This is a genomic window from Sneathiella sp. (assembly GCF_036960985.1).
Taxonomy (GTDB): domain Bacteria; phylum Pseudomonadota; class Alphaproteobacteria; order Sneathiellales; family Sneathiellaceae; genus Sneathiella.
This window is the reverse complement of record NZ_JBALWD010000016.1, coordinates 21546-48497: the sequence shown is the minus strand read 5'-3', so window position 1 is coordinate 48497 and position 26952 is coordinate 21546. Positions and strand designations below refer to the sequence as shown.

At 51.1% G+C, this 26952-nt stretch carries 25 protein-coding genes; 11 read left to right on the top strand and 14 right to left on the bottom strand.

What is annotated here, in order from left to right; all coding sequences use genetic code 11:
- Position 1: 1 nt before the first annotated feature.
- Genes V7723_RS11095 through V7723_RS11085 form a run of 3 tightly spaced genes read left to right on the top strand, consistent with a single transcriptional unit; the run spans position 2 to position 3413 of the window.
- On the top strand, positions 2-1426 hold the full coding sequence (locus tag V7723_RS11095; RefSeq protein WP_335684536.1) for a peptidoglycan -binding protein: 1425 nt from the start codon (positions 2-4) through the stop codon (positions 1424-1426).
- Positions 1427-1437: 11 nt separating this feature from the next.
- The gene (locus tag V7723_RS11090) at positions 1438-2361 is read left to right on the top strand and encodes a glycosyltransferase family 9 protein (RefSeq protein ID WP_335684535.1); all 924 of its coding nucleotides are present in this window, start codon (positions 1438-1440) and stop codon (positions 2359-2361) included.
- Positions 2361-3413, top strand: a complete 1053-nt coding sequence (locus V7723_RS11085; protein WP_335684534.1) for a glycosyltransferase — start codon at positions 2361-2363, stop codon at positions 3411-3413. Before V7723_RS11090 ends, V7723_RS11085 begins: the two co-directional genes overlap by 1 nt.
- Positions 3414-3437: 24 nt before the next feature.
- Here V7723_RS11085 and V7723_RS11080 read toward each other — a convergent pair whose 3' ends face one another.
- The gene (locus V7723_RS11080; protein ID WP_335684533.1) at positions 3438-5246 is read right to left on the bottom strand and encodes an ABC transporter transmembrane domain-containing protein; all 1809 of its coding nucleotides are present in this window, start codon (positions 5244-5246) and stop codon (positions 3438-3440) included.
- A gap of 166 nt (positions 5247-5412) precedes the next feature.
- On the opposite strand from V7723_RS11080, the gene rpmE reads away from it, so the two are divergent.
- Complete coding sequence (gene rpmE, locus V7723_RS11075; protein ID WP_335684532.1) at positions 5413-5634, top strand: 50S ribosomal protein L31; 222 nt, start codon at positions 5413-5415, stop codon at positions 5632-5634.
- Positions 5635-5714: 80 nt separating this feature from the next.
- Here the strand turns inward: rpmE and V7723_RS11070 are convergent, their stop codons facing one another.
- Positions 5715-6158: a DUF1465 family protein gene (locus V7723_RS11070; RefSeq protein ID WP_335684531.1), complete on the bottom strand. Its 444-nt coding sequence runs from the start codon at positions 6156-6158 to the stop codon at positions 5715-5717.
- A gap of 202 nt (positions 6159-6360) precedes the next feature.
- Here V7723_RS11070 and V7723_RS11065 point away from each other — a divergent pair, with 202 nt between their 5' ends.
- Complete coding sequence (locus V7723_RS11065) at positions 6361-6807, top strand: Hsp20 family protein (RefSeq protein WP_335684530.1); 447 nt, start codon at positions 6361-6363, stop codon at positions 6805-6807.
- A 39-nt stretch (positions 6808-6846) separates the two neighbouring features.
- On the opposite strand, the gene V7723_RS11060 is transcribed toward V7723_RS11065, so the two are convergent.
- Together V7723_RS11060 and V7723_RS11055 are read right to left on the bottom strand one after the other, a co-directional pair.
- The gene (locus V7723_RS11060) at positions 6847-7740 is read right to left on the bottom strand and encodes a DMT family transporter (protein ID WP_335684529.1); all 894 of its coding nucleotides are present in this window, start codon (positions 7738-7740) and stop codon (positions 6847-6849) included.
- On the bottom strand, positions 7737-9305 hold the full coding sequence (locus V7723_RS11055) for a class I adenylate-forming enzyme family protein (protein ID WP_335684528.1): 1569 nt from the start codon (positions 9303-9305) through the stop codon (positions 7737-7739). Before V7723_RS11055 ends, V7723_RS11060 begins: the two co-directional genes overlap by 4 nt.
- Positions 9306-9435: 130 nt before the next feature.
- On the opposite strand from V7723_RS11055, the gene V7723_RS11050 reads away from it, so the two are divergent.
- The 5 genes from V7723_RS11050 to V7723_RS11030 all read left to right on the top strand — a co-directional run bounded on the left by V7723_RS11050 (position 9436) and on the right by V7723_RS11030 (position 14338).
- The gene (locus V7723_RS11050) at positions 9436-9663 is read left to right on the top strand and encodes a putative hemolysin (RefSeq protein ID WP_335684527.1); all 228 of its coding nucleotides are present in this window, start codon (positions 9436-9438) and stop codon (positions 9661-9663) included.
- Positions 9664-9787: 124 nt separating this feature from the next.
- The gene (locus V7723_RS11045) at positions 9788-10780 is read left to right on the top strand and encodes a succinylglutamate desuccinylase/aspartoacylase family protein (protein WP_335684526.1); all 993 of its coding nucleotides are present in this window, start codon (positions 9788-9790) and stop codon (positions 10778-10780) included.
- A 50-nt stretch (positions 10781-10830) separates the two neighbouring features.
- Positions 10831-11433, top strand: a complete 603-nt coding sequence (locus V7723_RS11040) for a cadmium resistance transporter (RefSeq protein WP_335684525.1) — start codon at positions 10831-10833, stop codon at positions 11431-11433.
- 197 nt (positions 11434-11630) lie between these two features.
- Positions 11631-13406 carry a hypothetical protein gene (locus V7723_RS11035; RefSeq protein WP_335684524.1) on the top strand — a complete coding sequence of 592 codons (1776 nt, stop codon included), beginning with the start codon at positions 11631-11633 and terminating at the stop codon, positions 13404-13406.
- Between the two features lie 77 nt (positions 13407-13483).
- Complete coding sequence (locus V7723_RS11030) at positions 13484-14338, top strand: hypothetical protein (protein WP_335684523.1); 855 nt, start codon at positions 13484-13486, stop codon at positions 14336-14338.
- Positions 14339-14365: 27 nt separating this feature from the next.
- Here V7723_RS11030 and V7723_RS11025 read toward each other — a convergent pair whose 3' ends face one another.
- From V7723_RS11025 to rfbC, 5 genes are read right to left on the bottom strand one after another with little or no spacing between them, the layout of a single operon-like run.
- Complete coding sequence (locus V7723_RS11025; protein WP_335684522.1) at positions 14366-15910, bottom strand: class I adenylate-forming enzyme family protein; 1545 nt, start codon at positions 15908-15910, stop codon at positions 14366-14368.
- Between the two features lie 23 nt (positions 15911-15933).
- Positions 15934-16368, bottom strand: coding sequence for an acyl-CoA thioesterase (locus tag V7723_RS11020; protein ID WP_335684521.1), 435 nt, complete (start codon positions 16366-16368; stop codon positions 15934-15936).
- A 24-nt stretch (positions 16369-16392) separates the two neighbouring features.
- Positions 16393-17238, bottom strand: a complete 846-nt coding sequence (rfbD, locus tag V7723_RS11015) for a dTDP-4-dehydrorhamnose reductase (protein ID WP_335684520.1) — start codon at positions 17236-17238, stop codon at positions 16393-16395.
- On the bottom strand, positions 17235-18290 hold the full coding sequence (gene rfbB, locus V7723_RS11010) for a dTDP-glucose 4,6-dehydratase (protein WP_335684519.1): 1056 nt from the start codon (positions 18288-18290) through the stop codon (positions 17235-17237). The genes rfbD and rfbB overlap by 4 nt, the downstream gene beginning before the upstream one ends.
- Positions 18287-18856: a dTDP-4-dehydrorhamnose 3,5-epimerase gene (rfbC, locus tag V7723_RS11005; RefSeq protein ID WP_335684518.1), complete on the bottom strand. Its 570-nt coding sequence runs from the start codon at positions 18854-18856 to the stop codon at positions 18287-18289. The genes rfbB and rfbC overlap by 4 nt, the downstream gene beginning before the upstream one ends.
- A 169-nt stretch (positions 18857-19025) precedes the next feature.
- Between rfbC and V7723_RS11000 the strand changes: the two genes are divergently transcribed.
- Positions 19026-19652 (top strand): glutathione S-transferase family protein, encoded by a 627-nt coding sequence (locus V7723_RS11000; protein WP_335684517.1) that lies wholly within the window; start codon positions 19026-19028, stop codon positions 19650-19652.
- Positions 19653-19673: 21 nt separating this feature from the next.
- On the opposite strand, the gene ettA is transcribed toward V7723_RS11000, so the two are convergent.
- The 5 genes from ettA to V7723_RS10975 all read right to left on the bottom strand — a co-directional run bounded on the left by ettA (position 19674) and on the right by V7723_RS10975 (position 26918).
- Complete coding sequence (ettA, locus tag V7723_RS10995) at positions 19674-21353, bottom strand: energy-dependent translational throttle protein EttA (RefSeq protein ID WP_335684516.1); 1680 nt, start codon at positions 21351-21353, stop codon at positions 19674-19676.
- A gap of 95 nt (positions 21354-21448) precedes the next feature.
- Entirely contained in the window at positions 21449-22021 is a 573-nt protein-coding gene (locus V7723_RS10990) for a hypothetical protein (RefSeq protein WP_335684515.1), read from the bottom strand.
- Between the two features lie 86 nt (positions 22022-22107).
- Positions 22108-23070: an AEC family transporter gene (locus V7723_RS10985; RefSeq protein WP_335684514.1), complete on the bottom strand. Its 963-nt coding sequence runs from the start codon at positions 23068-23070 to the stop codon at positions 22108-22110.
- 31 nt (positions 23071-23101) lie between these two features.
- Positions 23102-23425 carry a TfoX/Sxy family protein gene (locus V7723_RS10980; RefSeq protein ID WP_335684513.1) on the bottom strand — a complete coding sequence of 108 codons (324 nt, stop codon included), beginning with the start codon at positions 23423-23425 and terminating at the stop codon, positions 23102-23104.
- Between the two features lie 7 nt (positions 23426-23432).
- Positions 23433-26918, bottom strand: coding sequence for an indolepyruvate ferredoxin oxidoreductase family protein (locus tag V7723_RS10975; RefSeq protein WP_335684512.1), 3486 nt, complete (start codon positions 26916-26918; stop codon positions 23433-23435).
- Positions 26919-26952: the final 34 nt, after the last annotated feature.

The following is a 26952-nucleotide window of genomic DNA, read 5'->3' as shown; positions in this document are numbered from 1 at the left end:
AATGGCCCGTAGACGCAGCGGACAACGCGCCAATTATGAAATATGGCCCGGCTTTGTCGACGCCCTTACCACACTGTTGTTGGTCATTATTTTCCTGCTTGTGGTGTTCGTCCTGGCGCAATTTTTCTTATCGCAGGCTCTCTCTGGCCGAGACGCCGCCCTTGAAAAACTAAACCAACAGGTAAACGAGCTTTCCGACTTACTCGCTCTTGAGCGCGGCACCAGTGCCCAACTTGAAAATGAGATCAGCCAAATAACGATCGATCTCGCCCGCACGCAAGAAGAGCGGGATAACGTTATTATCCAATTGGATACACTCAACAGCCGCGCCCTCTCCGCTGAGGAAGATCGTGATCGGCTGACTATTTTACTTAAAGAGCAAACAGAAAAAGCGACGGCAGCCGAAACCGCACTTGCCGAAAGCACCGAAAAATTAGTGGTAAGTGAAGATGTTGTCAGAGCCAACCTGGCTGAACTTGAAAGTCTGAAACGTGATATCGTGGCGTTGGAGATTCTGCGTACAAAACTGGAAACAGATGTCAGCGATATGGCAGCCAAACTGCAACTGAGTGATGAACAACTCAAAGAACTGACATCAAAATTGGCTTCAAGCGAAACCGAAGTCGGGAGCCTGCGAGATCGCAGCAAAGAGCTCGAAGCGCGTCTTGCAGAAGAAACAGATCGAACGGTGTTGGCTCAAAAAGATATCGAAGAGCGCGAGATCCGGTTGGCTGAATTGCAGACCCTCTATCTGCAAACGCAGGATAAATTAACGGAAGAAGAAGCTCTATCCGCGGCTGCCGCCTCACAGGTTGCGTTACTGAACGTGCAGATAAATTCCCTGAGAACTGAACTGGCAAAATTGAACCAGGCTTTGGAAGCCAGCGAAGTGAAAGACGTCGAACAGCAAGCGCAAATAGCCGATTTGGGTAGCCGTCTCAATCAGGCCCTCGCGCAAAAGGTACAGGAGCTACAACAGTATCGATCTGAATTTTTCGGAAAACTAAGAGAAGTGCTCAAAAATCGCCCCGGTATCAGTATCGTTGGTGACCGGTTTGTTTTTCAATCCGAAGTGTTGTTTGGTGAGGGTCAGGCCCAGCTCGGTCCACAAGGCAGGCAGGATATGGCAAAATTTGCAGCAACCCTTCTTGGCATCTCAAAAGACATACCCAAAGATATCGACTGGATCCTTAGAGTAGACGGCCATACGGACAGTCAGCCTATCAATACCGCCCGCTTCCCCTCCAATTGGGAACTTTCAATGGCCCGTGCCTTATCCGTCACGAAATTCCTGATCAGTCAGGGCATTCCGGCGAACAGACTGGCACCAACGGGTTTTGGAGAATTTCAACCCATTGATGATCGGGAAGATGAAATCGGGTATCTGCGTAATCGCCGGATTGAATTAAAGCTCACAGAACGATAGGGATCGGCAGAATGAAGAATATTCTGGTCATCAAGCACGGTGCCCTTGGTGACGTCATATTGGCGCAATCTCCTTTCCAGGCCATCCGACAACATCATCCCGATGCCAAGATTACGCTGCTGACGACTAAACCCTTTGCCGAGTTTCTGGAAAAATCTGGTTTGTTTGATGACGTGTGGGTAGACGACAAGCCAAAGCCATGGAATTTCAAACATCTCGCAACATTCCGGAAAAAACTACGCTCAGCAGAGTTTGATCGGGTGTATGACTTACAGACCTCAGAACGTACAAACAGTTATTTCAAGCTATTCCCCGCGGGCCAGAAGCCTGAATGGTGTGGGTACGCTAAAGCAGGTTCTCACCCTCATTTAAGTCCTTTGCGAACCAAAATTCACACCATTGAGCGACATATTGATCAATTATCTGTCATCGGCCTCACAGATATTCCGGCGGCCGACTTTGCCTGGGCGATGACTGACATATCTAAATTCCACCTACCACCTGAGCTCGCTTTGTTAGTACCGGGTGGATCAGCTCACCGTCCAGAGAAAAGATGGCCTGCGGCGCGATTTGGTGAACTGGCCGGTCACCTTCACAGTAACGAGTTGACCCCGGTCTTATTAGGTGGGCCAGCGGAAGCAGAAGTCATCGCGGAAATCCGGCATCTCTGCCCAAGCGCTCTGGATCTCTCTTCACAAACCAGCTTTGGAGATATTGCCAGTCTTGGCGCGCAGGCCCGGCTGGCGATAGGCAATGATACAGGGCCCTTGCATCTTATCGCAGCGGTTGGATGTCCGACGGTCGTGCTTTTCTCAAAAGCTTCCAACCCGGATATGTCGCGCCCCCGTGGCCCAGATGTGCGGGTTCTGCGAGAAGACAATCTTGCGGATTTACCATTACAGACCGTTATCGAACAACTGGAACTGAAAAGCTGATGGCCCGCGACGCACCGCGCAGCGTATTATGGTGGGGACGGTTTGACCCAGATTATTCGCGGAACCGCATCCTGCGACAAGCCTTCTCAAATCTCGGGTGGCGCGTCATCGATTTTAGGCCACAGATCAGCTCCATTGCCGATATTCAGGCAAAACTTACACATGTTGAAACACCGGAGCTGGTGTGGGTGCCGGCCTTTCGTCAACGCGATGTCGCGGCAGCTGCTCGCTGGGCCGCTTCTCGAAACATTCCCCTGATATTCGATCCCTTGATATCCGCTTATGACAAACAGGTATTTGAGCGGTCAAAATTTAGCTCGACATCAGTCAAAGGCCGAAAGCTTCTTGCTTGGGAAACGCACATCTTGAAGGCCGCAGACAGGGTCATTGCCGATACCAACGGACATGCAGAATTTTTCACCGACACGTTTGCTGTTCCCAAAGAAAAAATTGGCGTCGTCGCGGTCGGCGCGGAAGAAGCCCTCTTCAAACCAGCAGAGTCTCCGGCGCCATCTCGAGCAGAACCCTTTGAAGCGCTGTTCTATGGCAGTTTTATTGGCCTACAGGCGCCTCACATCATCGTGGAGGCCGCTAAACGTTGTACCGCCCCTGTGCTATGGACATTGATCGGTGAAGGCCCTGAGCGGCCGCGTTGTGAAGAATTGGCCGCCGGACAGGATAATATCGTTTTTACACCCCCTCTTCCCTATTTAGAAATACCGGCTCGAATTCATAAAGCTGACGTATTGCTGGGAATATTTGGAGAAAGCGACAAAGCGGCTCGGGTCATTCCAAACAAAGTGTATCAATCCCTGGCCTGCGGCAAACCTGTTGTCACGCGGCGTTCCAGCGCTTATCCGGTCTCAGATGAAAAGGGATTGATGCAAATTGCAGCGGGAGACGCCGATTCGCTCGCGACACAAGTCGCACAGCTATATGAAAATCGAGACCAGCTTCCAAGCCTTGGAACCGATGCCCGTGCATATTATGACGCAAATTTCGGCGCTCGAACCATTGATTCACAGCTTAAGCGCATCATCGAACACCTTTAAGATCAATTAACTAACGAATTTTCTTCAAGCAGTAAGTGCAGCACGTCCGGTATCGAACTGCAGCTTGGCAAGCCGGGCATAGAGGCCATCTTCGCGCATCAGGTCATCATGGGTCCCTTCCGCGACAACGCCGCCATTCTCAAGCACCACGATCCGATCGGCATTCAGGACTGTTGCCAATCTGTGAGCGATGACCAGGGTTGTCCGGTTTTTCATCAAATGTTCCAAAGCGACTTGCACCAATCGCTCACTTTCCGCATCCAGCGCCGACGTCGCCTCATCCAGGAGCAGAATCTCCGGATCGCGCAAAATCGCCCGGGCAATGGCGATGCGTTGCTTTTGCCCGCCTGACAATTTAATGCCGCGCTCACCGAACTCCGTATGAAAGCCTTCCGGCATGGCATCGATAAATTCTGTCGCCACGGCAGCGTCCGCAGCGGCACGTACCTCTTCATCGCTAGCGTCCGGCCGACCATACCGGATATTGTTATAAGCCGTATCAGCGAAGATTACCGGTTCCTGCGGAACCAGTCCCATCAGTGAACGTAAGCGGGTTGGATCGGTTTTCGCGATATCCGTACCATCTATGGAAATCGCTCCGCTTTGCGGGTCATAAAACCGAAGGAGCAATTGAAATACCGTCGTTTTACCCGCGCCGCTGGGGCCAACCAAAGCAACCGTCTCGCCTTTTTTTATCTCAAGCGACACCTTCTCCATTGCCGGCATGTCCGGGCGTGAGGGATAATGGAACAAGACCTCATCGAAACTGATTTTATCCTGCAGCCGATCGTCCAGCGTTAATGGATTATCGACAACCTTCACCGTCGGCTCTTCCGCTAATATTTCCAACAACCGTTCCGAGGCGCCAGCCGCCCGCTGCAAATCGCCCCAAACTTCACTGAGCGACCCAGTGGAGCCAGCGACCACAACCGCATAGAATAGAAAAGCACCCAGAGTACCAGCTGTCATCGTCCCGCCGACCACCGCTGTTGCCCCGCTCCATAAGACAAAGTCGATGGCGCCGAAAATCAACAGAATCACTAACGCCGTCAGCCAGGCACGGGCGCGAATGCGCTTGATGGCAATGCGAAAGCTAGTTTCGACTTCTTCGGCGAAATGCCTCTGGTCATGCTGTTCATGGGTATACGCCTGTGAGGTCTGAATTGATCGCAGGGTCTCATCAGCCCGGGCGCTGACGGCGGCGACGCTATCCTGGCTGGCCCGGCTGAGTTTTCGGACCTGGCGGCCAAACACGATAATCGGGATGATAACAACTGGGACCACCAAAAGGATAATTCCAGCCAGCGAAGGACTGGTGATAATCAACATCACAAGTCCGCCCACAAACAACAGTAAATTTCGAAGGGCGACAGAAATTGACGAACCGATGACGGTCTGAATCAAAGTCGTATCTGTTGTCAGCCGCGACAGCACTTCCCCGGTCCGGGTAATTTCGAAAAAAGCTGGATTCAGGGTAAGCACATGATCAAAAACCGCTTTACGAATATCGGCAATGACCCGCTCCCCTATCCAAGATACTAGATAGAACCGCCCGAAGGTGGCAAACGCGAGCACTGCAACCACGCCCATCAGCCAGATAAAATAGGGCTCCAACGCGCCGGAGCTTGCGGAAAACCCTTTATCCAGCAACAGGCGGATTGCCTCCCCGATCCCGAGCGTACTACCCGCCGCAAAGACCAAAGCAATGAGCGCGCCCGTCATGGCCCATTTATATGGGCTGACGAATCGTGACAATTCCCAGAGTCGGCTGATCCCCTGCTTCGGCTTTCCGGCGTTTTTCGCCCGGATCTCGGCTTCCCTGGTATCTGTCACGCGATAATGTCCATTTTTGTTAGTGTTTACGATGAAAGGATGTATACGGCAGAGCCAAGATTGCAAGAAAAATCCCCTTAATGCACTTCTTTACTTGCTATCCTTGGCAAGCTTTAATATAAGGCGCGCTGAGAGAATTTTAGCGTCCCCCAAAGGGTGAGCCGACATGAAAAAAGAAATACATCCAGATTACCACGCCATCACAGTCGAAATGACAGATGGTACGACTTTCGAAACCCGTTCTACATACGGTAAAGAAGGCGATGTTTTGAAGCTTGATATTGATATCAAGACACATCCGGCTTGGACAGGAGGCACTCAGATGCTTCGTGACGACGGACAGGTTGCCAAGTTTAACAAACGTTTCGCAAGCTTCGGCATCAAGTAACCTATATTTGCGGCGGGTTGTTACCCGGTGATTGAGACAGGCGCTTTGTTTAAAGCGCCTTTTTCTTGGATTTTTTCAGGTTATGAACGTGCCCGCTCATACGCGTGGATCGCCATCTTATCGAGCCGGGAAATCCGCCGATAGAGATGTTCACTGCGGGTCAGCAACGACACGAACCCTTCTGGCAGATTGGAAATATCCCTCTCGGATTCGGGCAGACACACATCCGCATGCTGCAGATGGCAATCATTCGCCTGCGCTTCTTCGGCGGTGATTTCGCCGGCTTGCACGGCCCGCTGAAAAAACAACCAGGACATGGCTTCGGTCAATCGAGTTGTCATTCGCAAGGATTCCGTCGCGTACCCAAAGCTTTGATCCGATGATAGTTCCTGGACCGCTTCCTGGCCGGGACCAGCAAGATAGGATCGTGCTTCGTGGGTCAGGGCCAGCGCCTCATCATAGGTGGAGGAGAAAAATATTGTACCGATGGCTGGCACCGTTTCCTCTTCGTGACCTGTACTCATTAATAAATTCCCGCAGAAAACTCACTTGGTTGCTTCACAAATAAATAAGCCAAAAAAGTTAATTTTCCATATTCATAAGGCTTGATTCCCTTTTTATTGACCACATATATGGTCTGTCAGGCGCCGTTATCGGGTCTGATGACAACTGTTTTGGCCAATAATGGCGAAACAAATTATATTGCTTCTTTAGGAGAATATGACAATGCGTGCATATGATTTTTCACCCCTTTTGCGTTCTTCCGTTGGTTTTGACCGTATCGAACATCTGTTTCGCGGCCTAGAGCGCGCCTCAACCGACACCAGCTTCCCCCCCTACAATATCGTCAAGAAGGATGCGGATAACTACCGGATCACCATGGCGGTCGCGGGATTTGCGGAAGATGAAATCGAGATTACGGCAAACCAGAGTTCGCTGAAAGTGACCGGGAAATCGGCCAAGGAAAAAGACGACGCAGAATATCTGCATCGTGGCCTCGCCGCCCGTTCTTTCAACCAGAATTTCGAATTGGCAGAAACCATTAAAGTGGTTGGCGCCGATATGGAAAACGGACTACTTCATATTGATCTGGTCCGCGAAATTCCGGAAGCCCTGAAACCACGAACAATTGAAATTGCGTCAAGCAAGTTGATTGAAAGTAAAGCAGCTTAACGGCTGCCAATACGGACCTAGCCTTTCCGGATGGAGAGGCTAGATTTTTTTCGCGGCCAATTCCGGCGACGAGAATTTTGATATTCCAACCCCTAGAATTATAAGGCCCCCGCCGATCATCATATCCGGACGAATTTCTTCTCCCAGAAATATTGAGGCGAAAATAAACGTAAAGATGATCGACAGACTAAAGAGCAGCGCCGCCGTCACCGTTGACACCCGCGCCGCCGCCTCATACCAAAAAATAAAGGCAAAGGCTGTCGGGAAAACACCCAGTAGTATGAGCAACGTGCCGTCAAGCAGGGTCACGTGATAAGTTGAGAAAAACAGAAACGGTGTCATCAGAACAGCCGAGATAATAAACACGCCGAACAGAAAATTAACGCGCTCATTAGTACTTGAGCTGGTGCTCAGTGCCCGGCTGCTACCGACAATAAAGACGGCCCAAACCAAGCCGGCGACTATTTCCATGATATCCCCGGTGACGACATCCCCGCCTAAGGAAAAACTGTCCCGGACCGTGTAATAGGCACCAAAAACCACCAGCGCCACGGAACACATCTCGGCCCATCTTATTTTCCACCGCCAAATCAGGAACATGCCAATAATGACGAAGATTGGCGCTGTATTCTCTAGTAAAATCGCGCTAGGGGCATCGGTATATTCAAGCCCTACATGGAAAAATACGAAATTCACCGTGGCGGCCAGTGTGGTCCACCAAAAGACGGGGTTTCGAAAATCAATGCGGATTGGATAGCCGCGAAATTTCAAAAATACACCAAGGCATAGCGCGGCGATATATAACCGAATGCAAGCAACAGCCAAACCCCCCAGGTCAGCGGTCAGAAACCGCACGATGACACTGTGGGTTCCCCAAAAGAAAGCCGCAATAAACCCGTAAACCAAGCCTTGATAAAAGGATGGCGCCGTCACGCGGTTACTACGGCGTCAATGCGGTGAGCCTCTTCAGCGAGCTTCTTCAGGGTGACACGGTCAACTTTTCCCGTCGCGTTAAACGGCATTTCATCGAGGATGACAATTTCTTCCGGCGCCTTGTATCCCACCAGTTTTTTACTAAACGCAATAATTTCACCCAAAGACGGCAAAACGGCATCAGCCTGCAAGGTTATATAGGCAATAACATTCTCACCATGAACCAGATCATGCACGCCGACAACGCCGGCATGTTCAACGGCAGCATGGCCCTGCAATGCCTCCTCGACTTCCTGCGGGCAAATATTTGATCCGTTATGTATAATGATCTGTTTCTTGCGACCACAAAACCAATAAAACCCGTCCTTATCAAGCTTCATGATGTCACCTGTATCAAACCAACCCTCATCATAGGCTTCGCTCGTGGCGTCTTCATTATTCCAGTAACCGATTGTTGTGCTTTTTGATCGCACCCATAACCGTCCCGGCTCCTCCAGCGCAACTTCTCCACCATTATCATCCCGCAGGACTGCCTCAAACCCGTCGGCAACTGTCCCAACGGATCCCAAATGATGCTGCGACTTATCGTGATTGAAATGCGAGCAACCGATTTCGGTCATGCCGTATATTTCCGAGGCGACGATACCTGCTTTTTCCATAAATTCATGCTCGAGCACACTGGAGATCTTGTCGCCACCGGAAACACAAAGGCGCAGAGACGCAAAATCATCATGGGTACCATGGCGGTCGCGGACCAGCTCGAACAATGCCGCAGGAATCATGCTCAAAACTGTTGGCTTGAAATCACGCAGGATTGGCAACATTTCATCGCCGTCAAAGGACCGAGCAATAATAACCTGCGTACCGGAGGACAAACAGGCAAATGTCCAGAGAAAACCTCCCACATGCGAAATAGAGGAGCCCGGTAGCAGTACATCATCGCCGCGAATTTCCAGGGCTTGCATAATTGCCGAACACATCCAGCTGAAAGTTTCCACCGTATGGGTCACTCCCTTCGGCTTACCCGTACTGCCGGACGTAAAAAAGATCGCCATCGGCGCGGAAAAATCGTTTTCCGGAATTTCAATATTATCGGGACAGCTTTCAATCATCTGTTCCAGGTTTGACTCCCGCTTGTCATCGGCGGCATAGCCGATGACACCAAATGGAAGTGATTTCACAAGGCTGGTCTCGGCCAGGTCTGCATCTCGTTCCGCATGGGCAATTAAAACTTTCGCGTCACTTACGCCCAGCGCATGATCAATCTCCGGCGCCATATATCGATAGTTAAGCGGCGTGGCGACCAGCCCGGCTTTAAGGCAAGCGAGATAAAGGATTAACAGTTCCCATCGATTGGGCATCAAGGAAGCTACGCGATCACCCGGCACCAAACCAAAAGCGAGCAAACTGCTCGCCAAAGTACTGCTCATGGTTTCCAATTCGCGCCAGGTCAGGCGAACCCGCCGGGACACCAACGCGATCTCATCGGGTTTGGTTTCCAGGCTAGTCTTAAAAATGTTCAGGAGATTTGAAGGTTTTTCCAGTTTGGATCCGGTAATCGGCATGCTACTTTTTTCCCCTATTGACGTGTCTGTCAAAAACAATAACCGTAGAAGTGCAAACAAACTATATAGACACTCCATAGGTTGTGGTAAATAATTTATTTCTAAACATGCGTGTATTGAGGTCAAGATTATGAGATATCTATCCCTAATTTTAGTGTTGCCCCTGATGGCCTGCCTCTCAGAGGAACAGAAACCGAAATCTACCTTAGCCAACCCCGCATCGGTGCATTGTGCTGAAAAAGGCGGCACTGTGAAAATCGTGTCAGAGGCTGCGGGCCAGGTTGGCTATTGCCACTTACCCGATGGCACTGTCATGGAAGAATGGGCCTTGTTCAAACGAGATACCAAGGATCAATAACCGCCAACCTTGCCTTATTTCTGCATCGGTTACTTCTTCACTGGTATTTCCGGACGGCCCGTGGCAAATATTGACTTATAGAATCCATCTTTGGGGTTCCCAATCCAGATTATGACGGGGTGACATGTCCTCTCTTATTACCAGTACAATCGATTTCGATGCCAATGGTGTTCAGCACGGTTATCTTCAACTGCTGCATTCAGTTCATCGTTCGGCTTATGGGTTTATTCCCATTCCCATTGCCAGCATTAAGAATGGCGAAGGCCCGACAGTGCTGTTGATGGCGGGCAATCATGGGGACGAGTATGAAGGTCAGGTGATCCTGTCCGAGATGATCCGGACCCTTCCACTGGAAGAGGTCACGGGGCAATTGATCTTCCTGCCCATGTCCAACTTCCCAGCGGCGGAAGCCGGCCTTCGCACCTCCCCGCTTGATCAGGGCAATCTTAACCGATCGTTTCCCGGAAACCCGGCAGGCACCCCGACACAACAAATCGCCCATTACATCGAAAATACATTGCTCGAGCGGGCGGACTATCTGTTTGACCTACATTCTGGCGGTAGTTCCTTGTTATACAAGCCAACCTTGTTGATATCCCTGTATGGCGATGATCCGCATTTGGCCGAGAAGCAGGCCGTTGAAAAAGCCTTCGGATTGCCCCTGACTTTGTATTTCGAGCGTGACGAAATTGGCGGGTTCTCCTCAGCAGCAGCGTTCCGCAAAGGTGTCTGTAGTATTCTTACGGAATTGGCTGGCGGCGGTGCCGTGACAAAAGGACTGGCCCGCGAAGCAGGTGATGGCTTGAAGCGGTCGCTGAAGTCCATTGGCGCCATATCCTCCGCCCCCGAGGCCGCCCCCGGGCGCTCCCGGGCCTTTCTTGAAGAAGGCTCTATATTTGCCACGGAACCCGGTGTGTTCGAGCCGCTGGCTGATCCGGGTGAGGACGTCAAACCCGGGCAACCGGCGGCCCTGATCCATCAAACCGAGACCCCCGGCCGGCCGCCTGTCGAGTTATTTTTTGAGGCCGATGGTGTGATTTTGGCGAAGCGGGTACCAGCGCGGGTCGTCCGCGGTGACTGCTTGTTTCATATTGGTCAGGGCGAACGGCAGGATTAATGTCTGGACGTCGACAAATAGTCACTGAGTAACGACGGGAATTGTAAAAATTGGATGAAATCATTCTGGCGATTTCCGTCAGCTTTATGGCTTTTCTCTCGACCAGCATCGATAATCTGTTCCTGCTGGTGACGCTTTCTTTGCATCCCAAATATGGGGCGGCAAAGGTCCGTGCGGGTTACATGATTGCCGTTATCCTGATGTTGGTCATCGCCCATATTCTGGCGCAGAGTGCGCGGCTGATCCCGACAGAATACATCCATTATATTGGCCTCGTGCCGCTCGCCATTGGCGCTTATGAATTATATCAACTGGTCACCCGGAAAACATCGCCTGCGGACGAAATCAAAACCGATCTGATACGGGGAAGCGGATCGATTTGGGCGATAGTTGTCATCATGCTGACCCATAGCTGGGATTCCATCGGTGTGTTGGCGCCGTTATTTGTGGATACCAGATCCGCCCTCATTCCGTGGATGTATATCAGTGTCGTGGTCACCGCAGCGTTCATTATTTTTGCCGGTCAATCCGCTGTTTCCTTTTCGAAGCTGCGCAACATTCTGGTCAAAATCGCGCCAAAGATCCTTCCCTTCCTGCTCATGGGTGTCGGGGTTTATATTCTCACCAATACACCGACAGACGTTACCCTGTGACAGGGTCCTGCTTTATTCATAGAAATATTCGCGTAATCGGCTCTATTAATAGAAAAATCATATAAATAAAAAATCCATTGCCCTTCCCTCTACCATGATACTAAACTCCAGATTGTTTTTTTGGCGCGTAAAAACAGTTTGTTAATCCTTCTCAGGTAGTTGGTTAAACTCTGTGATTTCTTCGTAGGATCCGTATTGTGAAAATCCCGTTCCGTCTTATCTCCTTGATTACATTTGTCATCTTCATCGGCGCCTGTCAGCCGCGCATCCAACCTATCTATATCCCCTCTTCGGTCGCGGTACCGCCGGGATTAGAGACGGCACCATTGTCGGCGATCGGCGACGGAATTCTCGCCGCGGGTGCTGAGAAAGGCTGGGTAATGGAAAAACGGAGCCCGGGTGTAATCCGCGCTACACTCGGTGTTAGAGGTAAGCATGAGGCGGTGGTTGACGTGGTTTATACCAACCAATCCTTTGACATAAATTACGTGTCGAGCCGCAATTTGGCGAGCCAGGGTGCTCGAATTCACCGCGGCTACAATACCTGGGTCCGCGAATTGGAAATCAGCATCGGGAATAACCTGGGTTATGTCGCCGCGGAACAAAAAGCAAATCCAACAGCGGCGGTGCCACTTGCAGCTGTTCCCAAAGCCGAAGCCGCAGCCTTTGATCCGGCCGGCATCTGGAATGTCTCCGCGACGTATTCGGCCACAGCCACGAACGCCTCCATTTGCCCGAAACAACGCAGCTGGAATTTCCAGCTCGACTACAGTAGGCGCGGCCGCATATCGGAAACTTACTGGAGTAATAGCGTTCAATTAAATGTCACTGGGGAACATTCCGCGGATTACTCGGAACTGGTTTTCTCGGTTCCCGATGCTGGCGGCGACTGGCAACTGACCCAACGACTAAAACTGGACAAACCGCAAGTCAGGTTAACGTCTGAACCTAAATTCAGCTCGGGATCCATGTCGGCGTCAAATTGTGTCGGTGTGGTAGATATTCTCATGACGAAACAGGACAGGCCTGGGTTGGCGTTTTCGTCTAGCGCTGCCGCAAGAAATTCCACGGGTAATGACTATGATACGACAGGAAGATGGCGCGTAGCTGCACAATATGAAGCGGTTTCGGGGAAATCGGCCTACTGTGCCAAACCACATGTTTGGGATTTCGATCTCACCCTATCCAACACACCGCAATCCTATACGTTCTGGACCGGATCAGAAGGCCTGTATGTCAATAGTACTATAGAGAACGGCCGGCTCGTTCTCGCATTGAACTATCCAAAAGGCGGTAGTAACTGGCAATGGAGCGAAAGATTTAGGCTGGATCAGGATCAAAAAAACTTCTTCTCTGAAGCTCGTGAAGCTGGTGGCGGTCATGCTGGATGCATCGGGAAAATTGTCTTCACCATGAAAAAGCAAAGCAGCGCATCGATCTCTAGCGCGGATATTGCCTGGCGCAACCTTGAAGACAAGCAGGATCCAACCGCACTCGGCCAGTTTTTAAAGGAGCATCTGGATAGCAAATACGCTTCTGTCGCCATTCTAAACCTCAATGAAGCCCTGGCCCGTTCGTCAGAAGTTACGGCAACGGCGCAAAATCCGGCGGGCTATAAAACGAGGGGAACGTGGCGCGTTACGGCTAAATATGAAGCCTCGGTCGGTAATTCAGCTTATTGCTCCCGATCTCATTTGTGGAATTTTGATTTAAGCTTCACCGCACCGCAGCAGTCTTTTACTTTCTGGGCCGGACGCGAGGGCTTGTATGTCAATAGCGAAACCATAAACGGTAAAATCGTGCTCGCAGTCAACTACCCGGGTGGCGGCAGTAACTGGCAATGGAGCGAAAGATTTAGGCTGGATCAGGACCAGAAAACCTTTCATTCTGAAGCGCAGGAAACTAGTGGTGGTCATGCTGGGTGTACCGGGAAAATTGTCTTCAGCATGACAAAGATTAGCAAAACAGGATAATTGATAACGCAACAAGTGGCTTTCAATATTTCCGTAGTAGTTAGAAATCAACATTTTTGTATAGTAGGAACTGTCTTGTGAATTCTCTTTTCCGTTTTTCAGCACTTGTATTATTTGTCATCTTCGTCGGCGCCTGCCAGCCGCGCATTCAACCTATTTATGTCCCCTCTTCGGTCGCCGTGTCACCGGGATTGGAGACGGCGCCGCTTTCGGTTATCCGGGATGGAATTCTCGCTGCCGGTGTGGAACGGAACTGGGTAATGAAAGAATTGGAGCCCGGCGTGATCCGCGGCACTCTGGATGTCCAGAATAAACATCAGGCTGTGGTTGACGTGGTTTATACCAATCAATCCTTTGACATTGATTACATATCGAGCCGCAATTTGTTAAGCCAGGGTGCCCGCATCCATCGCAGCTACAATACCTGGGTGCGGCAGCTAGAAATCAGTATCAGCTCTAACCTGAGTTACCTGTCGTCTCAGCAGCAGGTTGCCCGCAACGCACCAGTTAACTCGTCGTTGGAATCCGCGGTACCAGCTCCGACTGTAACAGAAATTTTCGATCCAGCCGGTTACTGGAATGTCCAGGCAACCTATAGCCCGACGGCCATGAACAATTCCGTTTGCCCGAAGCAGCGCAACTGGGATTTCCAGCTGGATTACCGAAAGCGCGGCGGCATATCGGAAACTTACTGGAGCGATGGCGTTCAGCTGATTGTCACCGGGAAGCACTCTGAGGAGACTTCGGAACTGGCTTTCTCGGTTCCCGACGGTGGCAACAACTGGTATTTGATCCAAACTCTGAAGCTGAATAGTCCGCAAGTCAGGCTAACAGCTGAACCTAAATCCAGCGCCTCATCCGGCTCCACATCCGGCCCCCACTCATCCAGTTGTATTGGCGTGATAGACGTTGTCATGAACAAACAAAATTAAAGTCGACGATACGGACCCTTATTACCTTTAGTGATTGGCCGCCGCCATGTTTTTCAACCGGACGCGGTCAATTTTCCCGGTGGGATTGAACGGCATTTCCTGTAAAAAGATGATCTCTTCCGGTGCTTTATATCCGATACGCCCGCGGGTAAACTCGATCAGCTCCAGCGCGCTTGGAAACTCATGATCCGGGCGCAGAACCACATAGGCCCGGACATTTTCACCATGCACCAGATCATGTAGCCCAACCACGCCAACACTGGAGACAGCCTCATGTTCCATCAGGGCTTCTTCCACTTCTTGCGGAAAGATATTCGATCCGTCATGGACGATAATCTGCTTTTTACGGCCGCAAAACCACAAATAATTCTGCTCATCTGCCCGCATGATATCGCCGCTGTCAATCCATCCTTCATGGACGGTTTTTTCCGTTTCTTCGGGGTTATTCCAATACCCGGTCATCAGGCTCGGTGTTTTCATCCAGAGATTGCCGATGGTCCCGTTCATGACCTCAACGCCTTGATCATCACGGATCGACATTTCGAAACCGGGAGTGGCGGTGCCAATGGAGCCCATTTTAATCAGTCCTTCAGGCGGGTTAAGGGCCGCCAGACCGACTTCGGACATGCCGTAACCTTCATCAATTTTATAGCCTGTCAGGGCTTCGAACTCGACTTCCAGCTCGGCCGGTACCTTGTCACTGCCACATCGGCAAAGACGGATAGATTTGAAATCATCTTCTTTTGCACTTTGATCCCGAACCAATCCCATTAAGGTCGCCGGGAGCATACACAGCACGGTCGGCCTTTCCTGACGCATGAGGGGCAGTATTTCAGTGGCGTCATAAACCCGAGCGATAACCACCCGTCCGCCCACAGACAAGGCCGCAAAAGAAAACATAAAGCCGCCCAGATGCGACATGGACGAGCCCGGAAGCATGACATCCTTTGCGGTCAGCCCGCAGGCGCCCACAATGGCGGCAAACATCCAGCCCAGGCTTTCATGGCTATGGGTAACGCCCTTTGGTTTACCTGTACTGCCGGATGTAAAAAAGATGGCGGCGGGGCCAGTTACGTCAAGCGAGCCGAATTCAACCGCTCTTGCGGGCTCGGAATATAAATCTTCAAAACCGGCTTCGCTTGCATCGGCAGGGCGGTAAGGGATCATGCCCAGCGAAAGGTTCTGGGTCGACGTCGACGCGGCAATATCATCCGCACGTTCCGAATGATAAACCAGTAAAGAAGCCCCGCTGACGTCCAGCGCGTAATCAATCTCTCTCGGTGTATAACGGTAATTGAGCGGAACCAATACAAACCCAGCCTTGAAACTTGCAAGATACAGGATCAGCAAATGGGTCCGATTTGGCATCAGGCAGGCCAGTCGATCGCCAGTTTTAAGCCCTTTCAGCATTAAATTTGCCGCCACGTTATCCACTACAGACTGCAATTCACGCCAGGTCCAGCTCATTTCTGCGGAGACGATGGCGGTCTCATCAGGTGTCGCTGTCATGCCGGTTTGCAGCAGCGTTGAGATATGAATGGGGGTTGATAAAACTGGTCCGGCGAACGTCATTTCAGGATCCTATCTTGTCGTGATCAGGTAGCGGCAAGCGCAGTATGGCCAAATAGCGCCCGAATTTCATCATTAACCGGCGCCGTTTTATGGGTTGCTTGATCTGTGTTCACCCAGATAATTTCACCGTTGCTATATCGGGTGTCATTTCCTTTGCCAAATATCTCGAGCAGGAAGGTGATGGAGGTGCGGCCAACATTTGACACACGACAGCCAACCTCGATATCTGCATCAAACAGGATCGGTTTTTCATAATTCACCAGCGACTTGACCAAATGAAAATCCTGCCCGGTCTGGGCCACATAGTCCCGGTAGTCAAAGCCTAGATGACGAAAATACTCGGTGATGGCTGTATCGAAATAGGTGAGATAATGCGCATTAAAGACAACGCCCTGCCCATCAATCTCTGAATACCGCACTCGAAAATCGAAAAAAAACGAAAAATCACTACGCGCCATATGTCTGCCTGTGGAAATGAAAAATTATGTCAGGAGCTGTGATAATGCCGTGCGCCAGTCCGGCTGGTCAATATCAAACACCTGTTTTATCTTTGAACAATCAAGCACGGAGTTTTTCGGCCGCGCCGCCGGTGTCGGATAGTCTTCCGTTGGAATGGGATGCAGGACCGGTTTGTCGCGTCCGGAAAAGATAGCTTGGGCAAATCCGTACCAGGTCAGGGACGGTGCGCCGCTGTAATGATAAAAGCCCCAGTCACTAAACGCCGGTGATAGAGCCTGTTCTGCCATACGCAGCAGCGTCGCCGCAATATCTGTACAAGCTGTCGGGCCGCCGTGCTGATCGTCGACTATTTGCAACTCGTCCAGGGTCTCGCCGAGACGCAACATGGTCGCAACGAAATTCTGCTCGCCGCCAAAAACCCAGGCTGTTCTGAGGATCAGGAATTTTCCGCCAATGGCTTTAACCCGCGCTTCACCCTCCGCTTTGCTGCTGCCATAAACACTCAGCGGACCAATGGGATCGGTTTCCGTGTAAGGTCCCTCTTTCGTGCCATCAAAGACAAAGTCTGTTGAAATATGCAGGAACGGGATATCCAATTGCGCGCAGGCTATGGCAAGATTTTCAGCGCCCGCCGCATTAATCGCCAAGGCGGCATCCGGCTCACTTTCCGCTTTATCAACTGCGGTATAGGCCGCCGCATTTATAACGGCGTCCGGCCGATAATTAGAAATCGCGGCGATGACTTGTGCCTTGTCCGCAATATCCAGCGTTTGCCGATCGAGGGGGATAATCTCATGGCCTGCGAGCGGCCCCATAAGACCAAGGGCCGCACCAACCTGGCCGCCAGCGCCTGTTACAACCAGTTTCATGTTTTTTCGGTACCCAATCCCAATCGTTCCTGAGAATAATCTTCAGATACGGCCCGCACCCAGTCCAGATTATCCAGATACCAGTCTACTGTTTTCTCAAGGCCCGTCTCCAGATTAAGTGATTGCGCCCACCCCAATTCGGTTTCGATCTTGGTGCAATCAACGGCGTAGCGAGCGTCATGACCCGGACGATCCGTCACATAGCGGATCAGGTCTTCGTGCGGTGCTTTTTCCGGGAATTTCTTGTCCATGATCTGGCAGATAGCCCGGACCATATAAATGTTGGTTTGCTCGGCCCGGCCGCCAATCATATAAGTCTCGCCGACAACTCCGTCGGCCACGACCTGCTGCAAGGCAGTTGCATGATCTTCCACATAGAGCCAGTCGCGAATATTCTCACCTTTGCCATACACCGGCAGTTCCTTGCCCTGCAACGCGTTCAAGATGACAACGGGCAAAAGCTTTTCAGGAAACTGGTAAGGTCCATAATTATTGGAGCAATTGGTCACCAGCACCGGCAGGCCATAAGTTCTATGCCAGGCCCGCGCCAAATGATCCGACCCTGCTTTACTGGCGGAATACGGGGAGTTGGGGTCATAGGCACTGGTTTCTGAAAACTCACCTGTCGCCCCCAGTTCACCGTAAACTTCATCAGTCGATACATGCAAGAAGCGGAAGGCTTGCTGGCTTTCTTTTGGCAGTTCGCGCCAATAATGATACGCGGCATCCAGCATGGTAAAAGTTCCCACCAGATTGGTCTGAACAAAATCAGCTGGGCCATCGATGGAGCGGTCCACATGGGATTCAGCTGCCAGATGATAAACCGCTGTCGGCTGATATTTCGCAAAAAGCGCGCCGATTGCATCTCGATCACAAATATCTGTCTGGGAAAAATGATAGTGCGGACTGTTGCTGACCGGTTTAAGGCTCTCGACGCTGCCGGCGTAAGTCAGCTTGTCGATAATCACTACATCCTGCTTGTTCTGCCCAATCAGATCGCGGGCCAATGCGGAGCCAATAAATCCCGCGCCACCTGTTACAAAAACCGTCATGTTTTTTCCTCGAAATCAAATAGTCTTGTTTGATCTTGCAGCACCGGTAAAACCGTATCTTTTTCGGACAAGATTACTTTTTCCGGCGCCACGGGCCAGTCAATCCCGATTGCCGGATCATTCCAGAAAATTCCGCAGTCATGGTCCGGGCTGTAATAATCCGTGACTTTATAGACCAGTTCGGTATTCGGCTGCAAAGTACAATACCCATGGGCAAAGCCCCGCGGCACCCAAAGCTGTCGCCAGTTTTCTGCCGAGAGTTCGACTGCCACATGCTGGCCAAAAGTCGGAGAGCCGACACGGATATCCACGGCCACATCCAGGACAGCCCCGCGGATGACGCGGACTAGCTTGCCCTGTGCTGCCGGGTCCAGCTGATAGTGCAGTCCCCGCAACGTTCCAACTTCCGCACTTAACGCATGATTATCCTGGACAAACTGAAGATTAAGCCCCGCATCCGTGAGTGTCCGTTCATTCCAAACTTCGGAGAAAAACCCACGATGATCGCCGAATTTCTTCGGTGTCAGAATTTTTATCTCAGGGATGGCAGTTTCTTCAATTTCCATTAGGGCAATCTTTCCTCGTAATTTTGCCTAAAAATACTGGCAAATACTTAACATATTCTTTTAACAAGTCTCTATGGCAATTTATTGACGCGACAGCCGTAAAATCTCGGACCATAATGGTTGTTATAGACCCATATCATGATCGAACTGAACAGTGGAAAGAAAGAAAATGCTGAAACTCTTTTATAATGCGGGCTCTATCGCCCTCGCCTCTCATATTGCACTTGAAGAAAGTGGTGTAAATTATGAAGGAATAAAGCTTAATCCCGCGATTTTGGAACATACCCTACCTGAATATCTGGCGATCAACCCGAAGGGTCGAGTGCCTTCGCTGGTGACCGAGCACGGCATTCTGACTGAAACTCCGGCAATTTTGCTGTATATTGCCCAGCGTTTTGGCAACGATGTCTTTCCCCCGCCTGCTGACCTCTATGAATTCGCACAGCTGCAGTCATTCAATAGCTATCTTTGTTCAACAGCCCATATCAATCATGCTCACCGCATGCGCGGAAAACGCTGGGTCGACGAAAATGACAGCCATTCCATCAAAGCCATGCAGGCCAAAGTGACCAGCAACATGGAGGAAATATTCGCCTTGATCGAGGCCGAACTATTCAAAGGACCCTGGGTCATGGGAGATGACTATAGCATCGCTGATATCTATCTGTTCGCCATCACGCAATGGATGGAAAGCGATAGCGTCGACATCAACGACTTCCCGGTTATGAAAAAACATCGCGGCGCCATGCTCGCCCGCCCCGCCGTCAAATACATTGTCGATAAGCACGCGGAGTAACCTCCGCGTACTCAAATATTATCAGCGACTGATCGGTTTGTATTTGATCCGGTGCGGCTCGGTTGAGTCTTTACCCAGACGGCGGCGCTTGTCTTCCTCGTAAGCCTCAAAGTTTCCTTCGAACCACTCCACATGACTATCGCCTTCATAGGCCAGAATATGGGTAGCGATGCGATCAAGGAACCAGCGATCATGGCTGATGACCACGGCACAGCCGGCGAATTGTAATAACGCCTCTTCCAGTGCCCGAAGGGTATCCACATCCAGATCATTGGTCGGCTCATCGAGAAGCAGGAAGTTACTGCCGGTTTTCAGCATCTTGGCAAGATTGACGCGGTTGCGTTCGCCGCCGGAAAGCTGGCCAACCTTCTTTTGCTGGTCCGAACCTTTGAAGTTAAAGCCGGAAACATACGCCCGGCTATTGATCTCTTTCTTGCCAAGTTCGATAATTTCATTGCCTTCGGAGATTTCCTCCCAGACCGTCTTGGTGCCATCCAGCGTATCACGATCCTGATCCACATAGCCCAGCTGAACCGTCGGACCCACCTTGAAATCCCCCGCATCAGGCGCTTCCTGACCGGTCAGTAGCTTGAATAAAGTCGTCTTACCGGCGCCGTTCGGCCCGATAACGCCGACAATCGCTCCGGCGGGAAGTTTGAAATTCAATCCCTCAATCAACAATTTGTCACCGAAAGCCTTGGAGACATTATCAGCCTCGACAACCAGATCACCGAGCCGTTGTCCAGCCGGGATATAAATCTGCATATTGTCAGCGCGGCTGGCGTTTTCCTGGCTAAGCAGATCTTCGTAGGCGCTGATCCGAGCCTTAGATTTTGACTGTCTGCCTTTCGGGCCTTGACGGATCCATTCCAGTTCCCGATCCAGTGACTTGCGCCGAGCGTCTTCAGACTTGCCTTCTTGCGCCAGACGTTTTTCTTTTTGTTCCAGCCAACTGGAATAATTACCTTCCCACGGAATACCATGGCCGCGGTCCAGCTCCAGTATCCACCCAGCCACGTTATCAAGGAAATAGCGATCATGGGTAACGGCGACGACGGTGCCCGGATAATCATGAAGGAACCGTTCCAACCAGGCCACGCTTTCCGCATCCAGATGGTTTGTCGGCTCATCGAGCAACAGCATATCAGGTTGTGACAGCAGCAAGCGGCAGAGGGCCACACGGCGGCGCTCCCCACCAGAAAGCTTAGTGACATCCGCATCGCCGGGAGGGCAACGCAATGCATCCATGGCGATGTCGACTTCACGCTCCAGATCCCACAGATTCTGGGCATCAATCTGTTCTTGCAACTCCCCTTGCTCGGCTATCAGATCATTCATCTGATCATCGGTCAGGTCTTCGGCAAAACGAGCGGAAATTTCGTTGAACTGATCGAGCAGAGCTTTCTTTTCATGCACCCCGTCCATCACATTGCCAAGCACATCCTTAGCCGGATCCAGCTCCGGTTCCTGTGCAAGGTACCCAACTTTCACGCCATCGGCAGACCAGGCTTCCCCGTTAAATTCCGTCTCGATCCCGGCCATGATTTTCAGCAGTGTCGACTTACCCGAACCGTTCAGACCCAGGACACCAATTTTAGCGCCAGGAAAGAAACTCAGCCGGATATCTTTCAATACCTGCTTGCCGCCGGGATAGGTCTTCGACAGACCATTCATCACATAAATATACTGGTAAGATGCCATGGGGATCGTCGCTCCGATAAATCAAATTTTCTGTTGGGCTTGTTTTAACGAAACAAAGCGGGCGACGCAATTGTTGTCGTACCAAATTGGCAGTTTTATTGAGGCCGAGGCAACGGTAGGATGCTCGTTTCTTCTAAGACGGTTTGAATTTCGTCAAAGTCACATAGAACGGTCTCATAGATTTTCGTGTAATGGTGAAATCGCCCCATCAAATTTCGAGCTCGCTCTGCTCCAACTAACTCTGTCATTGCTTTCAACTCCAGCCAATTAACTATCAAATGGAGATAACTGGAACATTCATCTTTTGCTGTCGTCGGAAAATCTTTATGAAAGTTCGGATATGTTTCCTTAAAAACTTGCATTGCCTCTTTGGTTTCTGAAAGGCGATGGTCATCCAGCGCCCAATGTATCTGCTCATGAATATAGGTGGACAGAAACGCCTCCACGTCTTTTGCCGGGCCGTCGACAAGTTGGGCGTTGATCGTCAATATGGGATGACTATGGGGAAATTCATACGGCGCGATCCGCACATTTTTTGTATATTCCCATGCGGATAAGTCATATTCGTTGCGCAATGCGATGAGCAAATCACGTGCCTTCTCCACCAGCGCTTGAACTGTTGTGAGATCAATATCGATCACGATGTTGTCTACGCTCCGCATATTCAAATTCTAAGCTCCAGTTAACTACCCGCAAAAGAAGAATATATTACGAGCTTAATACCACTTATGAAAGGCGAATGGGTATTATTCAGTCAAGGAAACAAATCGACCGGCATCAATCCCGTGGTCATGGCGTAAAGCAGAACCGAGACGGTGACAACGGAGATCATCGTTGACAACAGGATAGTGGCAGAGGCGCGCTCGATCCAGACACCATATTGCTGGGCGATGATAAAGACATTGGTCGCCGTCGGCAAAGCTGCCAGCAAGACCGCCGTATAAACCCAGATAGGATCGAAATTGCCAAACCAACTTAGCGCCAGATACATCAGTATCGGATGGATCGCGAGATTGAATGGAATGATAAAGGACAGCTCTCCCGGAATACGCCGCAACGGCCGGAGCGCCAACGTCACGCCCATGGCAAACAATGCGCAAGGGGCCGCGGCCTGCGCCAGGTAATCGATAAGACGCTCAACAGGCGTTGGCGGTGTAAAGCCGATAATCGCCGCTGAAACACCAACAATTGTGGCGAGGATAAAGGGATGCAGAAGGACTTTCTTGCCGATCTCAAAAATCAGGCCACCAATATTGCTCGCCTTACCGCTGGCAAAGGCCATCAGGGTTGGGGCAAGTGTAAAATGCATGATATTTTCGAAACAGAAAATCAAGGCAAGTGGGACGGCGGCCAACTCTCCGAAGGACAGCAGGGCAATTCCCGGTCCCATAAAACCGATATTTCCATACGCACCAGCCAATCCTTGAATTGTCGCCTCGGGTGTCGTTGATTTTGTGGTCAGTCTTGAAATACCAAAGACCATGACAAAAACCGAGAAGGTCGCCAGCAGGTTAATGCCAATAAAATCCCACGATGCAAGCTTTTCCACCGGCGTTTGAGAGAGTAGCTTGAAGAACAGGCAGGGCAGCGAAACGTATATGATAAAAGTACTGAGCCAGCCCATGGCGGCTTCCGGCTGCTTGGTGATACGTGCCGCAATATAGCCCAGCAAGATCAACCCGAAGAGAGGGAAGACAAGTCCCGCAATTTCCATCATTTATAGGACTTCCCTGAGCTTGGAGATTTTTCTATTTCGGTGGCAGACTACCAACGAATTTATTGGCGAGAGAGATCCAGTTGTCAAGACCGGTTTCAAGGGCGGCATCAAGCTCGACCCAGACAAGACCGCCCATTTTCCGTCCTCCCATCTCCATGGCTTGCGCACCGGCGCGCGCGACAGCCTCAGCTTCCAGTTCTTTTCCAACGCGAAACATCACCCGGTCGATGCCTGTTCCGCACAGCATATTGCCATTCAGTAGAAAGCAAATACCGCCGAACATCTTCTTTTCGGTGACGCCGCTGTGAGAAAGCAATGCTTCACGCAGCAGCTCTCCCGTATATTGGTGAGACATGGGGCCCCTATTCCGCCGCCATCGGTTGCGCTTCGCCTAGATGATAACGACTTAACAGATCTTCACGCATGGCCCGGGCAACAGCGAGATGTTGTTCCTTAACATGGCCGTAACCGCGAATTTGTTCCGGTACCTCAGCAATTTCGGCTGCTAGCAATAGATTTTCCGCGGTAAGTGTTTCACACACTTCCTGCATTGTCTTTTCATACTCGCCGATCAATGCCCGCTCTGATTTGCGCTCTTCGGATTTACCGAAAGGATCAAGGGCCGAGCCACGCAAGAACCGCAGCTTGGCGAGGACGCCGAAAGCTTTCATCATCCAGGGGCCGAATTCCTTCTTGATCAAATGACCTGTTTCTTCATGGCGTTTTGCAAAAATTGGCGGCGCCAAATGAAATTTAACTTTAAAGTCACCTTCGAATTGGTCATTTACTTTTGCTGCAAAAGCGCCATCCGTATAAAGCCGCGCGACTTCATATTCATCTTTATAGGCCATTAATTTATAGAAATAGCGGGCGACGGCGCCGCTAATCGCTGTTGAGCCGGGGCTGGCTTTTTCTTCGGCTGCCAGCACAGACGCAACGAGCTTGCCATAGCGTTTGGCGTAACGGCCGCTTTGATAGTCTTTCAAACGATCCATACGCTTGGCGACGATTTGATCCAACGTATCGAGGGCCACGTCTTCTTTTGGCATGGCCGGCAAGGCGATTTCCTCAACAGCTTTCTGATCAGCGGCAGCTTTACGCCCCCAGGCAAAACTACGCTTATTGGCGTCAACGGCTATGCCGTTTAATTCGATTGCTGCCTCAATTGAATTCAAGGACAACGGAATTGTTCCCCGCTGGAATGCAACACCGAGCAAGAACAGATTGGCGGCAATAGAATCCCCCATCAAGGCGGTTGCCAGTTTGGTGCTGTTAATAAACTCGGACTGTTCACGGCCAATGCTGTCGGCCACGAGACCAGTCAATGTATCTCTGTCCATAGCCAGATCTGGTGAAAGTGTAAAGGCCGCAACCGGAACCACATGGTCATTAATGATCGCCCGCGTCCTTCCCAGGTCATACGTCTGAACGGCGTCCTGGCCTGCGGCAACCACCAGATCACACCCCACCACAAGATCCGTTTGCCGGTTTGGAATGCGTGTTCCGCTCAATTCATCGGCGTTATTGGCAATACGAACATGGCTCATTACCGCGCCATTTTTTTGCGCCAATCCGGTCTGATCGAGAATGGAGGCGCCTTTATTTTCAATATGTGCGGCCATACCCAGCAACGCACCAACTGTAATTACACCCGTGCCGCCAATTCCTGTGACCAGTATGTTATACGTCCCATTTATTACCGGCCCGGTGGGTTCCGGAAGCCCCACCGCGGGGTTCATAATATCAATATTAGAAGATGTTACATTCTGCGTCTGTGGCTTCTTGAGGTCACCGCCTTCAATGGTCACAAAGCTTGGGCAGAAACCTTTAACACAAGAAAAGTCTTTGTTGCAGCTTGATTGATCAATAACCCGCTTGCGGCCAAATTCGGTTTCCAGCGGCTTGACGGAAACACAGTTGGACGCGACGCCGCAGTCACCACAACCTTCACATACCTCGTCATTGATAAATACGCGTTTCGCTGGATCCGGAAAGGTTCCGCGCTTACGCCGACGGCGCTTTTCAGCTGCGCAGGTCTGGTCATAGATCAAAGCCGTAACACCCTCGATCTCACGCAACTCGCGTTGAACCTTGTCCAGATCATCCCGGTGATAAATCTTGACCCCGGGCGCCCATTTCATCCCAGCTTCATATTTATCTGGCTCATCCGTGACGACGACAACTTTCTTCGCACCTTCCGCATGGACTTGCTGACTGATCTGCCACGGGGAGAGCGGGCCATCGAATGGCTGCCCACCGGTCATGGCAACAGCATCATTAAACAGAATCTTGTAGGTAATATTTACATTGGCTGCCGCTGCCGCGCGAATAGCCAATAGGCCGGAGTGATAATAGGTCCCATCGCCTAAATTCTGAAAAATATGCTTTTCATTGGTGAACGGCGACTGACCAATCCAGTTCGCCCCTTCCGCCCCCATATGAGTATATGTCTCGGTCCGACGATTGGGCATATAAATTGCCATGGTATGGCACCCGATACCCGCCATCGCACGGCTGCCTTCGGGGACATTTGTTGACGAATTATGTGGGCACCCGGAACAGAACCACGGAGAGCGGGTAACAGGAGCCGCCGGCATGGCGTTTCCGTCTTCCCGGGCTTCGGCCAAACTAATGCCTTCCGCAATAGCATCGGATATTGAGCGGCGTTTCAACCGCGATGCAATTGCCCGTGCAACCGATGCCGGGGTCAATTCACCGTCAGAGGCCAATAACATATCGCCATTTTCGTCTTCTTTGCCGACGAGGACGGGACGGTTATCAAGATCATACAGAATACGGGCCGCTTGTTCCTCGATAAGGCTTCGTTTTTCTTCAACGAACAAGATTTCGTCCAGACCTTCGGCAAACTTCCGAATACCTTCGGGTTCTAATGGCCAGGGACAGGCGACTTTATACACGGACAGGCCAATTTCTTCCGCCTCAGACGGGCCGATACCAAGATCGCCCAGCGCTTGTTCCACATCCAGCCAGGATTTACCGGTCGTTACGATCCCAAATTTGCGGTTCTGGCTATCTTGGGTAATCCGATCCAGCTTATTGGCCCGAACGAAGGCCTTGATCATCGGCAATTTGTGTCGCAGAAGACGCGTTTCCTGGCCTTTGGAGCTATCGGGCCAGCGAATATGCACGCCATCAAGCGGCGGCTCGATATCTTCCGGAATTTTTATCTCTACGCGGTCCGGACCGACATAGGCCGTTGCTGAACTCTCCACGGTATCCGTCAGGCATTTCATCCCGACCCAGGCGCCGCTATGGCGGGACATGGCAATACCAAAAAGGCCGTAATCAAGATATTCTTGAACCGTCGCGGGATTGAGGATTGGCATCATCGCGGCGACAAGCGCCTGTTCGCTTTGATGTGCAACTGTCGAGGACTTGGCCATATGATCGTCGCCCATGAGGACGAGCACGCCACCATGTTCTGAGCTACCCGCCATATTTCCATGTTTGAAAACATCACCAGAGCGGTCAATCCCTGGACCTTTTCCGTACCAGATCCCGAATACACCGTCAAAATCCGACTGGCCAAACATCGGAAGCTGCTGAGATCCCCAGACACTGGTTGCCGCCAGATCTTCATTTACGCCCGGCTGAAAATGAATATCGTTATTCTTCAGAAATGGCTTCGCCTTCCAAAGACTTTGATCATACAAACCGAGCGGCGATCCGCGATATCCCGAGATAAATCCGCCGGTTTTCAGACCCGCCGCCGCGTCTCTTTGACGTTGCATTATTGGAATGCGCACAAGCGCCTGGGTGCCGGTGATAAACACCTGCCCAGTTTCCAATTCGTACTTGTCGTCTAGACTTACGTTCGTATTCTGCATTTTGAACTCCCGCGCCCCGGGATAAAGCGATAAC